This window comes from Parvimonas pharyngis, from assembly GCF_046569675.1.
Lineage (GTDB): Bacteria > Bacillota > Clostridia > Tissierellales > Peptoniphilaceae > Parvimonas.
Window position 1 is genome coordinate 260,860 of sequence record NZ_JBKICJ010000002.1, and the last position, 13,495, is coordinate 274,354.

Annotated in this window: 11 protein-coding genes; 4 read left to right on the forward strand and 7 right to left on the reverse strand. The window is 28.6% G+C overall.

Going from position 1 to position 13,495, the window contains the following annotated elements:
- Positions 1-7: 7 nt before the first annotated feature.
- The 6 genes from ACLGL0_RS03595 to ACLGL0_RS03620 all read right to left on the reverse strand — a co-directional run bounded on the left by ACLGL0_RS03595 (position 8) and on the right by ACLGL0_RS03620 (position 6,021).
- On the reverse strand, positions 8-880 hold the full coding sequence (locus ACLGL0_RS03595) for a DUF6612 family protein (protein WP_411013661.1): 873 nt from the start codon (positions 878-880) through the stop codon (positions 8-10).
- A gap of 118 nt (positions 881-998) precedes the next feature.
- Complete coding sequence (locus tag ACLGL0_RS03600) at positions 999-1,868, reverse strand: DUF6612 family protein (protein ID WP_411013662.1); 870 nt, start codon at positions 1,866-1,868, stop codon at positions 999-1,001.
- Between the two features lie 111 nt (positions 1,869-1,979).
- On the reverse strand, positions 1,980-2,810 hold the full coding sequence (locus ACLGL0_RS03605) for a DUF6612 family protein (protein WP_314557936.1): 831 nt from the start codon (positions 2,808-2,810) through the stop codon (positions 1,980-1,982).
- Positions 2,811-2,826: 16 nt separating this feature from the next.
- Positions 2,827-3,723: a DMT family transporter gene (locus ACLGL0_RS03610; protein ID WP_411010366.1), complete on the reverse strand. Its 897-nt coding sequence runs from the start codon at positions 3,721-3,723 to the stop codon at positions 2,827-2,829.
- Entirely contained in the window at positions 3,713-4,885 is a 1,173-nt protein-coding gene (thiI, locus tag ACLGL0_RS03615) for a tRNA uracil 4-sulfurtransferase ThiI (RefSeq protein WP_411013663.1), read from the reverse strand. The genes ACLGL0_RS03610 and thiI overlap by 11 nt, the downstream gene beginning before the upstream one ends.
- On the reverse strand, positions 4,885-6,021 hold the full coding sequence (locus ACLGL0_RS03620; protein WP_411013664.1) for a cysteine desulfurase family protein: 1,137 nt from the start codon (positions 6,019-6,021) through the stop codon (positions 4,885-4,887). Before ACLGL0_RS03620 ends, thiI begins: the two co-directional genes overlap by 1 nt.
- Before the next feature lie 186 nt (positions 6,022-6,207).
- Between ACLGL0_RS03620 and ACLGL0_RS03625 the strand changes: the two genes are divergently transcribed.
- A complete protein-coding gene (locus tag ACLGL0_RS03625; RefSeq protein WP_411010369.1) occupies positions 6,208-6,360 on the forward strand; it encodes a hypothetical protein in 153 nt (50 codons plus the stop codon).
- A gap of 648 nt (positions 6,361-7,008) precedes the next feature.
- Here the strand turns inward: ACLGL0_RS03625 and ACLGL0_RS03630 are convergent.
- Entirely contained in the window at positions 7,009-11,664 is a 4,656-nt protein-coding gene (locus ACLGL0_RS03630) for a S8 family serine peptidase (RefSeq protein WP_411013665.1), read from the reverse strand.
- Positions 11,665-11,866: 202 nt separating this feature from the next.
- Here ACLGL0_RS03630 and ACLGL0_RS03635 point away from each other — a divergent pair, with 202 nt between their 5' ends.
- From ACLGL0_RS03635 to ACLGL0_RS03645, 3 genes are all read left to right on the forward strand, one after another.
- The gene (locus tag ACLGL0_RS03635) at positions 11,867-12,613 is read left to right on the forward strand and encodes a Fic family protein (protein WP_233055904.1); all 747 of its coding nucleotides are present in this window, start codon (positions 11,867-11,869) and stop codon (positions 12,611-12,613) included.
- A 15-nt stretch (positions 12,614-12,628) separates the two neighbouring features.
- Positions 12,629-12,937: a hypothetical protein gene (locus ACLGL0_RS03640; RefSeq protein ID WP_233055903.1), complete on the forward strand. Its 309-nt coding sequence runs from the start codon at positions 12,629-12,631 to the stop codon at positions 12,935-12,937.
- A gap of 137 nt (positions 12,938-13,074) precedes the next feature.
- Positions 13,075-13,482, forward strand: coding sequence for a transposase (locus ACLGL0_RS03645; protein ID WP_313962036.1), 408 nt, complete (start codon positions 13,075-13,077; stop codon positions 13,480-13,482).
- Positions 13,483-13,495: the final 13 nt, after the last annotated feature.

Consider the following 13,495-nt stretch of genomic DNA (forward strand, 5'->3'; position numbering starts at 1 on the left):
TAAAAATCTATTTTGGATCTATACTTTCTGCATTTTTTAGTTCTTCAGGTAGCACAATTTCATTAACTCCATTTATATCAGAGTAAGTTGCTTTATAAACAAAGTCCCAATTTACAAAGGCTTGTCCATCTTTAATCGCTGCATAATTAGCTATTATATCAAATTCTTTTGGTATAAATGTCTTAGAATCTATTGTAATTTTTGCATTCATTTGTTGTAAAGTCATTGCCTTCATTATTTTATCTTCTACAACTGGTGTTATTAGCTTTGCAATTTTTAAGAAAGAGTCTGAAGAATGATTGTCATTTCCTTGGAAAGTAACTTCTATAACATCGCCTTTTTCTTCAACTTTTAAATTCGCTTGATTTTCTTTCATAAATTCTAAAATAGAGTCAAAATTTACAATTTTTCTTTTTCTATCATAAACATCTCTAACTTCTTTATGAGTTGCTTTATACCAAGCTTTTGTACTAGCCTTTTGAGCATATGTTGTATTATCAGTAAGATATTGCATATCTTCTATTTTCTTTCCATCAATGTTAGCTTGATTAGTAATTTTTACAGTAAAAGCTGGTTCTTTTACCATAGAATAATTAGAATCAAAAGAGTTGTTTACTTCTTTAGCTGAAGTTTTGAATTTATAAGAAAATTTAGTATTTGCATTCGAACTTTTTACAGCTTTTGATGCATCTGTAACTTTTTGTAAAAGTTCATTAGAAAGAGCTACTTTAGTTTCCTTCTTTTCGCTAGTATTAGCATTATTTGTTGTAGTATTAGCTTCTTTTTTATCTGTATTTCCTTTCTTTTCTTGGCATCCTACTGCAAAGATTGAAAGTGAACATAGCGCTAATGCTAATGATATTTTCTGTACTTTTTTCATAAATTACCTCCTTATCGGTAGCTACATTGTAATATATTTTTAACAAAAAGTAAATATATTTATAATTTTTACATAAAAAATACAGACAAATCGCATTTGTCTGTATTAAAATTAAACTCTATTTTGGATCTGCATTTCTAGAATTTTTAACTTCGTTAGGAATTACAATTTCCTTAACTCCATTTATATCTGTGTAAGTTGCTTTATATGAAAAATCCCAAGTTAAAACAGTTTGTCCGTCTTTAGCTTTTGTATATTTAGCTATTACATCAAATTCTTTTGGTATAAAAGTTTTAGCGTCTATTGTAATCTTAGCATTCAAATTTTCTAGACCCATTTCTTTTATATTTCCTTCTATAACTGTTGTTAATAGTTTTGCAATTTTTAAGAAAGAATCTGAAGCAGTTTGATCATTTCCTTCGTAAGTAACTTCTATAACATCGCCTTTTTCTTCAACTTTTAAATTTGCTTGATTTTCACTCATAAATTCTAAAACAGAGTCGAAATTTACAATTTTTCTTCTTCCATCGTAAACTTTTCTAAGTCTTTCATGAGTTCCATGCATCCACTCTTTTGTCTTAGCATCTTGAACATACATTTTATCATCAGTAATATATTGATCATTTTCAAGTTTTTGTCCATCATTATCAGCATGACGAGTTAATTTTACAATAAAAGCTGGCTCTTTTACCATAGAAAAATCAAAATCTAAAGTTGTGTTTAATTGTTTAATTGAACTTCCGAATTTATAAGTTAAATTAGCTTTTGCATTCGCACTTTTTACAGCCTTTGATGCATCTGTAACTTTCTGTAAAAGTTCATTAGAAAGAGCTACTTTAGTTTCCTTCTTTTCGCTAGTATTAGCATTATTTGTTGTAGTATTAGCTTCTTTTTTATCTGTATTTCCTTTCTTTTCTTGGCATCCTACTGCAAAGATTGAAAGTGAACATAGCGCTAATGCTAATGATATTTTCTGTACTTTTTTCATAAATTACCTCCTTATCGGTAGCTACATTGTAATACATTTTTAACAAAAAGTAAAGACTTTTGAAGTTTTTTAGTAAAAAAACAGACAAATAATACTTTGTCTGTTTATTTTTTATCTCGCTTCAAAATCTTTTGCATTTTTAACATCATCTGGAATAACTATTTCTTTAACTTCATTTATTTCAGAATATTTAAAGTTTAAACTCATATCAAATGTTAATACTTTTGTGCCTTCACTAACTGTCATCTTTGTCTTTATGTCATAATCAACTGGTATAAATGTATTTTTATCAATAAGTACTTTTATTTCTAAATTATCAGCTTTTGAAGATCCAAGCATTCTACCAGCTGCAGGTTCAGTTGAAATTATTGTATTTTTCAAAGGATTATTTATTTCATCGTCATTTCCTGTATAAGTTACTACAAAGTTTGATCCTTCTTGTTCAACTTTAATTTTATCTTTCAGAACTTCCAATAACTCTACAATATTTTTAAAGTTTACAGAATTTTCTTGCTTTTTATATATACTTTTTAATTCATCTTCATTAATATTAACCCATTCTTTAAGTTCTGAATCTGTTAAGTACACATTATTTTGTGTAAAATAAATACTAGCTTTATAAGATTCACCATCTGTAGTTGAAGTGCTATCAAATTTTACAGCAAATGGCTCTTTTGTCATTGTTGACTCTAATACTAAATCAGTAGTTACTGTTTTACCTGAAATTTCTCCAACTACTTGAGTTTTAGCATTAACTTTTGCGCTTTTTACTGCATTTGTAGCATCAGTAACTTTCTTAACAAGCTCTTGTGAAGTAATATTAACTTTTTCTTCTTTTTTTTCTGTTTTTGTATCTTTAGCTTCTTTTGTTGAACAACCAACCACAAAGGCAGAAATTGAACAAATCGCTAAAGCTAATGAAATTTTTCGTAATTTTTTCATACTTACCTCCAATTGTTTATCTATTATTTTTTACCCCAATTTTTAATATAAAAACTGTTGAAATTATAAGGAAAAAGCCAATATAGTCAATTAATTTTAATTTCAAATTAAGTAAAACTACACTAAAAAATATTGCTGATAGTGGTTCAAATGTATTTAAAAGACTTGCATTTACAGATCCGATTAAATTAACTCCACTCATAAATAAGAAAAATGAAATTACAGTTCCAATTACTACAAGTCCTAAAAATGCAAGAATAGTTAAAAAATCTAATTCAACTGATATTGTCCAAGGTCTTAAAAGTAAAGTCAAAAAAACTCCCCCAATAAACATTGAATAACTTAAAACTGAAAAGCAATTAAATTTTTTAAGTAATACAACTGGTGTTAAACTATATGCAGCAAGTCCAACTCCTCCAAGCAATCCCCAAAATAACGCCATTTTGTTAATTGAAAGAGAGTCTAAATTCCCATGTGTTGTAATTAAAAATGTTCCAGTTATTGCAAATATTAAAGATACTATTTCTATTTTACTAGGAAATCTTAAATTTCTCAAACAAACATATACAACTAAATAAGATACTCCTAAACATTGTAAAACTGTTGCTGTTGCTGCATTTGAATAGGAAATCGCCATAAGATATGTAAACTGAGCTCCTACAAGTCCAAATATTCCAAAATTTATAAGTCTTAAAATATCTTTTTTATCTTTTAGTGGGTCAAAAGTTTTTTTACCAACCACAAAAAGAGATAGAAAAAATAGAATTATAGATGCTGTCAAAAGTCTTATGGGAGAAACCCAAAGTGGAGATATTTTCTTAACAGAAAATAAATAATCACTACAAAATCCCGAAAATCCCCAACAAATCGCGCCGGAAATTGCATATAAAAATCCTTTTGTATTATTGTTCATTTATTTCATACACCTTCTTGTTTGCTAATGCTTCGTCAATAAGTCTATCAACATCCAATAATGCTAAACTATTATTTATATCTTCAATCTTTGGTTTTGTAACTGGATGTTTTGGTAAAAATACAGTGCAACAATCTTCAAAAGGTAAAATACTTGTTTCATAAGTATCAATAGTTCTTGCAATATCAATAATTTCAGTCTTATCCATTGCAATTAATGGTCTTAAAATTGAAATTTCAGTAGATTTATCAACAACTGTAATTCCTTGAATTGTTTGACTTGCAACCTGTCCTAAACTTTCTCCAGTAATTAATGCATGATAATTTTGTTTAATAGCAAGTTTTTCAGCAATTTTCATCATAAAAATTCTACCTAAAATAGTAATTTCTTTTTCAGGACATTTACTTGCAATTTCCTTTTGAATAGGCAAAAGATTTATACTTGTCATTGTAAATTTTCCAACATAATTTGAAAGAATCTTTGCTAGGTCCTTAACTTTTTCCTCTCCTCTTTCACTTGTAAAAGGATATGAGTGAAAATGAATTGCACCAATTTCCATACCTCTTTTTCCCATAACAAACCCTGCTACGGGACTGTCTATTCCACCTGAAAGAAGCAAAAGACCTCTTCCACTTGAACCAATTGGAAGTCCACCAAAACCTTTATATCTTTTTACATAGACATATACATATTCTTTAACATCTACATAAATTGGCATTTGTGGATTGTGAACATCTACCTTTAAAATATTTCCAAAATTTTTAAGTACGACTCCACCAAGATCTCTTGAAAGCTCTGGTGATTTTGGAGTGAATTTCTTATCAACTCTATTTACAAAAACTTTAAAAGTTTTTTCTTCATTTATCCCTAAATCATTTACTAAAATTTTTGTAGCTTCTCTAATATTTTCAAGCTTTTTCTCTGTTCTTAGAACTTCGCAGATATAGAAAATACCGAAAACTTTTTTGATTTGTTCAATCATTTCATCAAAAAGTTCTCTATCAGCTTTTATATAAACTTTTCCTTGTTCTTTGTAAAATTCTTCAACTTCAAAGTTTTCAATCGCTTTTTTTATCTTTCTAATTATTCTATTTTCAAAATCTTTTCTATTATCGCCCTTTAAAGTCAACTCTCCGAAACTTACACTGATTAAATAATCCATTATCTTCCTCTTTTCATAATCGTTCTAATTTCATTTACATATTTTTCTAAATTTTCAATAAATATTGCAATTTCATCTTCTGTATTGAATTCAGATAGTGAAATTCTTACAACTCCGTCATTGTATTTATTATCAAGACCGATTCCGTCAAAAGTTCTACTCTTTTTTCCCTTACTACAAGCAGAGCCTGTTGATATATATATCTTTTCACTTTCTAAGAAATGTAAAAGTACCTCACTTCTAATATTTTCAAAAGCTACTGTTACAATATTTGGAACTCCATCTTTATTTGTTAAAAATTTATGGTCTTCTATCTTTGAAATTCCAGCAATCAGAAGATCTCTTAAATGTTCTAAATGTTTTTTTCTTTTTTCTAAATTTTCATACATAAATTCAGTAGCAACCTTTAAGCCCATTATACCTGCAACATTTTCAGTTCCAGATCTAAAGTCTTTTTCCTGACCACCACCTAAGACAAAAGGTCTTAAATTTATATTTTTATTAACATAGATTGCTCCTATACCTTTTTGCGCATGAATTTTATGTCCACTCAAAGTTAAAACATCAATCTTAGATTTTTTTACATCAATATTTACTTTTCCGAATGCTTGAGCTGAGTCAACATGAAAAATACATTTCTTATTCTTTTCCTTAATAGCTTTTCCAATACTCTCAACATCTTGAATAATACCAAGCTCATTATGAACATAAGCTATTGAAACTATTTCAGTATTTTCATCTACAAGTTTTTTTACACTTTCAATGTCAATATAGCCAAATTCATCTAAACCTAAAGTCCTAATCTCTTTTTTCTCTTTTAAAAATTTATAGACATTAAAAACGGAAGAGTGTTCAATATCAGTTGAAACTATATTTTTTCCCTTTGCAGTTGAAATCGCTCCAAAAATTGCAGTATTATTTCCCTCAGTTGCGCAAGAATTAAAAAACACCTCTTCTGCTTTACAATTAATATATTTTGCAATAACTTCTCTACAAGAATTTATATCTTTTGTAACAGAATAACCGAAATCGTAAAGTGAAGACGGATTTCCATAATTCTCTTTTAAATATTTAACCATTATATCTATAACTTCATCACGAACTTTAGTAGTCGCGGCATTATCTAAATAAATCATAAAAACTCCTTAAAAACTAATTTGCTCATTACTATATTTTAATATAAAATCAAGAAATAAGCAATAAAAAGATTATAATGTTAGACAATGTTAATTTATCAAAATAAAATTTTGATTTCCATAAATAATTATGATATTATATGAGCGTAGAAATATAGTTTAAAATTTGTAATTTAGGAGGTTATTATGAAATCTGGATCTGGTCTTATTAATTTCATTGCTTGGGTAGCACTTTTTTTAAAAGGCTCATTAGGGATTATGGGTTTAATAGTTCTATTTAAGCTATCAAAAGCATTAGATATTTACATTAGTGGCGTAAAAGATGATAGTTTCTTTTAATTTAACTAAAAAAAGACTGAGTAAAACTCAGTCTCAGACTGATGACAAAGGTGTCGGTGAGCAATCATTGACACTTTTTTAGTAGAGAAAAAATGGGAAAGTGGTATAATAATTTGACTATAGATAGATAATTTAAGAAAAATCCCGCCCTTGACGTGAATTATTTTGTTTTATATTTTTTATTTCTTTCAGAAATACTATTGCTTGTAAACAAGCAATAGTTGAGATCTTTCGACTTCGTTGCACTACGCTCAAGATGACGTGTTGGGAGCTTTTCTTTGCTTGTTGCTATGACGTGAACTATTTTGTTTTATAGCCTATATTTTTAAATAAGTTATTATGTTTTTTTATTATGTTTTTTCTACTACATTTATAAAAATAATTTGAAGTTTATTTACTTTTAACGTCTAGCTCTTAAACAAAGGTACTTCCTTTATACGTCATCTTGAGCGAAACGTAGCTTAGCGAAGTGAAGTCGAAAGATCTCATACTTTTGCTTTAGCAAAAGTAAATGTATCGTAGATACATACTGACTGATGAAAAAGGTGTCGGTGAGCAATCATTGGCACTTTTTTAGTGGAGTAAAAGATGATAGTTTCTTTTAATTTAACTAAAAAAAGACTGAGTAAAACTCAGTCTTTATTTTTGTTATTTAACTAATACACCGTCTGCATCAAATGTATATTTTACATTGTCGATTTTTATAGTTTTATCTTGAGCAATTATTCCACCGCTTTCAGCATAATACCATTTTCCATCAACTAATATCCATTCACTATCAGCAATACGTCCACTTGCATTTGCATAGTACCAATTTCCATTTACTAATACCCATTCGTTTTGTGAAATTCTTCCTGTTGCATTTGCATAGTACCATTGACCATTAATGATTGTCCATTCATTCTTAGACATTGTGCCATTTGGTTCAATATAGTACCATTTACCGTCTTCTTCTAACCAACTATCAGTTACCATTTTACCGTCTTTATCAAATTTATACCATTCATCATCAATAAGTTTCCAAGTATTAGTTAACTTATCTTTTCCATCATCTGATTGGTAAACCCATGATCCATCATCGTTTTGTACCCATCCATATTTTGGTATTCTATTGATTTTTACAACTTCTTTAAGTTTATCGTTTGTAACTGTGATTTCAAAAGTTTCTCTATCAACAGTATATCCTTCTGGAACTTCTACTGTAACTTTATATTTTGCACGTGGAATTTCACCATGGAATATATTTTTGAAATATTTACTTTGAGTTAAGTCAGTCTTTTCTTTAGTTTCAAAATTTTCAACAAATACTTTAACTCCGTCTGGAAGTTCTTCTAAACCTTCAAATACTACATTTACAACATCGCTTAAAGTTTCTTTTGTTTTAAATATAACTTTCTTTGGTTTATTTTCTTCAACTTTGAAATGAATAACTTTAGATTCAAAAGTTAAACTATCATCAAATGTAGTTATTTCAGCAGAGTATTCACCAACTGGTAATATAGTCATATTAGCTCTGTGGAAACTAACTCCTGTAAGTTTGCCTTCATCATTCTTTATAGCTGATTCATATAATTTAGTGTAAGTTTTAAAGTTATCTTTTTCAAGTACATTTCCGTTTTTGTCTTTGATTATATAGCTTCCACCAGGTCCCATGTAGTCATTATCATACTCATCAATTTGTAATCTGATATTAACTTCTCCATGTCCAGCAGGAATAACTTCTTCTTTTTGTTTTGTTTCAAAAACAGCTTCTACAGTTTTATCTTTTTCTGCTGTTACATCAACTTGTTGTGATGCTAATGGTTCATATACATCAGGAATTTGGTCAATATATACTGAATAGTTTCCTGGTGCAACATTTAAAAGACCATTATTAAAGCTAAAGTCTATTATTTGATGCCAATCTTTTCCATCATTAACATAAACTTTTTCTTTCCAATTAATTTCAATTGGGAACATATTTAAGTTTTCAGAACCTTCAATATGTCTTCCTTCAAAGTCTTTATAATTTGTTACTCTAAATATAGGTTTAATATTTGCACCTAAATCTTGTGGTTTTTCTTCTTTTTCAGTATAAGCAGAACCATCTAAGTTAAGAGAAGCAATATTTCCTGCATGGTCAAAAGTATGAATAGAGATATCTTTTAATTCTACTCCTTCTGGAAGTTCAAAAGTACCATCATCTTTTGCTTCTATCCATTGAGTTTCACCTTTTGCATCTATATATTTTAAGAATGTATCTTCTACACCACTTAAATTATCAGTAATTTCTGGTTTATAGATTTTTCCTTCTACCTTTGGAGTAGCAATTTTTGGTGAAGTAACGTCAACTTTTACTTCAAATTCAACTTTTTGTTGATTATCTACGGCAGCCCCATTTGTTTCTGAGTTACCTTTAACTACATATTTGTATTTTCCTTCTGGAAGTTCTTTGTTATCAGTTGTTTTACCATTCCAAGAAGTTTGATCGATAACATTTGATCTTGCAGAATCTTCACTGTAATTGTTACTGTTCTTATAACCATAGCCTGAGCCATTTTCATAAACAACATTTCCATTTTCATCTAAAACTTCTACTGAAATATATTGAGTATTTCTATAGAATACACCTTTAAATTTAACAAAATCTTTGTTATTATCTGCATTTGGTGAAATTGCTAAATTATCTTTTGAGAATGTAACATCTTTAGCATTTATTCCTAGAGGAATTTCTCCTTGACTTCCAATGAAATTGTACTTTTGTCCCTTTTCACTAGTCCAACTCTTATCTCTTGCATAAGGGTTGTTTTCAACTGTTACAAGAGAAGTAAAGTTTGAAGTAAATCCACCATTTTGAACCATGTAGATAGGAAGTTCGTTATTTAGGTCGAATTCATAAACAGGTTTTTCCCAAAGAGGTACATTAGCCCATTTTCCTTTAAATCCACTAAATGCTATACTAACAGCTTTTACTCCGTCTTTTGCATCATCAAAGAATACAAAACCTTCTAAGAAGTAACCATTAGGCATATTCTTGCTTAATTCAGCTTCATATTTACTTGCATCAACAGTTATTTTAACATTTACTGAACCTTTAGCAGGAACAGTAACTGTTTGTCCTTTAATTGTTTCTAAAGTTTTTGTCTTTAAAGCAAATTTTCCGTCAGCAGTTTCATCAGTACCTAAAACAGTCTTATAGTTTAAAGTTCTATCTTCGTTTCCGATATTTACAACTTTTAAATTAATTTCAAATTTGCTTTCAATATCATTTAACCAAACTTTTGGATTATTTTCACTATCAACTACATAAAGATCACTTGATGTAGCTTTTTCAACGTTAACGGCACCTGCACCTTGTTTTCTAGGAGAGAAGTAATTTTCTGTTCCCTTTTCGATAACTGGATCAGCAGTACTCATCATGATTGCCTTTATAACGTCATATTCATTTTCTCCTGTAATTTCAGGATGTCTTTTATTTAAGCTTTCTCTTACAAGAGTAACAGCACCTGCGATATGAGGAGTAGCCATTGAAGTACCACTCATTGACGTATATTTATTATTATTTATTGATGAATAAATAAGTCCACCTGGAGCTGTTATATCAGGTTTGAAAGTTCCGTCAGATGTTATACCATAAGATGAGAAATCTGTTAATTGTCCACCCTTAGCATAAGGTAAAATACTTAATTGTCTTGTGAATTTAACTTTCTTATCAAGATTTGCAAGGATATGTTTACCAGCAGCATTTCCTACGAAAACAGATGGAATTTTAAGATCTTTTGTTTGTTCTCCAAAGCTCATATTTATAAGTTCTTCTCCACCACTTTCGTGATTGTATATTATAACCCCAATAGCGCCTTTACTATGAGCTAAAATAATCTTATCTGCAAAAGTCTTTGCTCCTCTTTTTACTATAACAACTTTACCTTTTACATCTTTTCCAGCATAATCACTTTCTTCATTTCCAAGACCAGCTTCTATAACTTCATATGTTGCAAAATCTTGTCCTTCTTTTATAAAGCTCTTTTCAGTATCAGGATTTCCTTCATCATCATAACCTGTGAAGTATTCACCTGATTTTAAAGCGCCTTCAACTCCTTCAACACTGATTGTTCTTACTCTTTCAACATCAGTATACATTGCAGCAACAGTTAAAGCGTCTTTTGCAACACCTGGACTTCCAACAGTACCAAAGTCTGGGTTAGTTACAGGTGGGTTTTCAGAAAACGCACCAAAATGTCCATCATTACCAGCAGCAATAGCTACGATAACGCCCATTTTTCTTGCAAAAGCAATAGCTTTTTCCATAGCTTTTCCAACAGATGCAATTGATCCATTAGGAGAACCTAAACTTAGGTTTACACTATCTGCACCAAGTTTTACAGAGTCTTCAACAGCTTTTGCATACATATGAGTATAAGTTGTTAGACCTTGGAAAACACCCATAAATATAAGTTGTGCTTCTGGAGCAGTTCCTATGATTTTTTCTTTCTTAACTGTTCCGTCATTTTGTGTAAATTCAGCTTCTGTTTTAGGATTACCTACAGAAATACCTGAAACGTGCATTCCGTGAGATTCTTCTCTAATTTCTTCCTTTACATTTTCCCCATTTGTGCTGTAATTATGAGCATAAACAACTTTGTCAGTTCTCCAGCTACCATAGTTAATTCCAGCTTCTTTCATCTTAGCAGCCATTGCTTCTTTATTTGGGAACTTACCTTTTGAGACATCAGAAACTCTTAAAATATCATGATTAATATCAACACCAGTATCTAATACAGCTACTACTCTACCTTCTCCGTTGTATTTCTTTCTAAGTTCGTCAGTAACTTTCATTAGATTGTTTGAATCTAAGCTTCTTTTCTTTCTCTTTGAAATAAATTCTTGTTCAGATTGTTTAACTTGTGGCTTTAAGAATTCATTTGAAACTTCAACTGACTCAACTGATGCCATTTTTGAAATTTTTTCAATATTTTTAGCCTTAGTTTTTAAAGCAATTCCTGCAAATAGAAAATCATATTCATAGAATACTTCATAACTAATATCAGCCTTAGTTATTTCATCTTTAAAGGTATTAATTAAAGCTTTTGATTTTGCTTCTCTAGATTTTCTACCTTCTGGAGTTTTTAAGCTAGAAAAATCTACTTCTGAATCTTCTTTTAAAACTACAATATATGTTTTTTCCTCATTTTCATTAACTTTTGAGTTGTTTGTAGTTTTTGAAATTTTTGTTGTTGTATTAACTTTTTCATTAGCGAAAATAGCACTTGTACTACTTAGTAATAATGAAAATGTTAATAACAGAGTCAAAAACCTTTTCTTCATAGAAAAATCCCCCTTGAATGTAAATTTGAGTATATAATATACTACTTTATCAGTATAACATATTTATTTAGTTTTGTATATACCATTTAAAGTGATGTTTTAAAAGAAGTGTTAAATTTTAAAGAAATTTTATATAAATTAAAAATATTTTTAAATTTATGATATAATATATAAAAAGTATATAGAAAGGTGGTGTATTAAAATGAATTTAAATTTTCAAAAAATAAAAGAATTAAATGATTATGTAAATAGTTTTGAAAAAAATAAGTTAATATACGTATATAATCAAATAAATAAAGCTTTTGAGCTGAAATTTACACATGAAAGTACAAAAATAGAAGGAAATACACTATCAATATTTGAAGTTAAGACTATATTAGAAGATGGTTATTCCATTGCCGGAAAGAAACTTAGAGAAATTTATGAAGTTATTAATAATAAAAATGCTTTTGAATTTATTAAAGAAATGGTTAAAAATTCAGAAGAACTCAGTGAAGAAAAGATAAAAGATATACATGAAATAGTAGTGCAAAATATTTTTCAAGGTGGAATTTATAGAAATGTAAACGTGAGAATAAGCGGTGCATCTTTTATACCTCCAAATTTTGAAAATGTAAGACAGGAAATGAAATATTTTATTGAAGATTATAATAAGTATAAAAATGAGTTTAATCCGATAAAACTATCAGCTTGGGTACATGCAGAGATTGTAAGAATTCACCCTTTTGCAGATGGAAATGGTAGAACTTCAAGACTTTTGATGAACTACTGCTTAATGAACAATAATTTTAAACCAATTTCAATTAATCCTGAAAATAGAGCAGAATATTATGAATCATTGGATTTTTACGGAAAAAATAAAGACTTGCAAAAATTTGAAGAATTAGTACTGCAAAAAGAATATGAAACATTATTAGAATACAAAAAAGAAATAGAAAAAGTTATTTAATTAGGGAGGAATTTTATGTTTTATAATATATTATTTTATTTAATTGTTATTATTTACGGAGCTTTATCAATGCTAGCCGGAACAGTGCAACTAAAAAACGGTAGCCATAAAGGACTTACAATGTTTTTTATATTCTCATCACTTGTAATGCTTATAAGTTTACTATTTACCAACCCAATCAGCTTATATATTTTAATAACAGGCTTAGTTTTATTACATATATCAGCAATATTATTTGGACTTAAAGATAAATTTCATCTTTCACATCATATAATAAGACTATTTGTTTCTATTTTAATTGTGATTTTGTATTTGAATAAATAAATTATAAAATATTAAAAAAACCTGCATAAGCAGGTTTTCAGACTGATGACAAAGGTGTCAATGAGAAATCATTGGCGCTTTTTTAGTGAAGAAAAGAGTTAAAAAGTAGTATAATAATATAAAAGGAGATGTTGAAAATGCTACATAAGAATGATGAAAACAGAGTAAATCAAGTACAAATGGTAAGTATAGATTCTTTAGTTCCAAAGAATCATCTTTTAAGGAAAATAGATGAAACAATAGATTTTTCCTTTATCTATGATTTAATAGAAGATAAGTATTGTTTAGATAATGGCAGACCAAGTATAGATCCAATAGTTCTTTTTAAAATAATATTTTTAAAATACATTTTTGGAATAAAAAGTATGCGTCAAACAATAAGAGAAATAGAGGTAAATGTAGCATATAGATGGTTTTTAGGTTATGATTTTTATGATAAAATACCACATTTTACAACATATGGACAGAATTACAAGAGAAGATTTAAAGATACAGATATATTTGAAAAGATATTTGTAAATATATTAAGTCAAGCAGAGAAATAAGGCTTTGTAGATG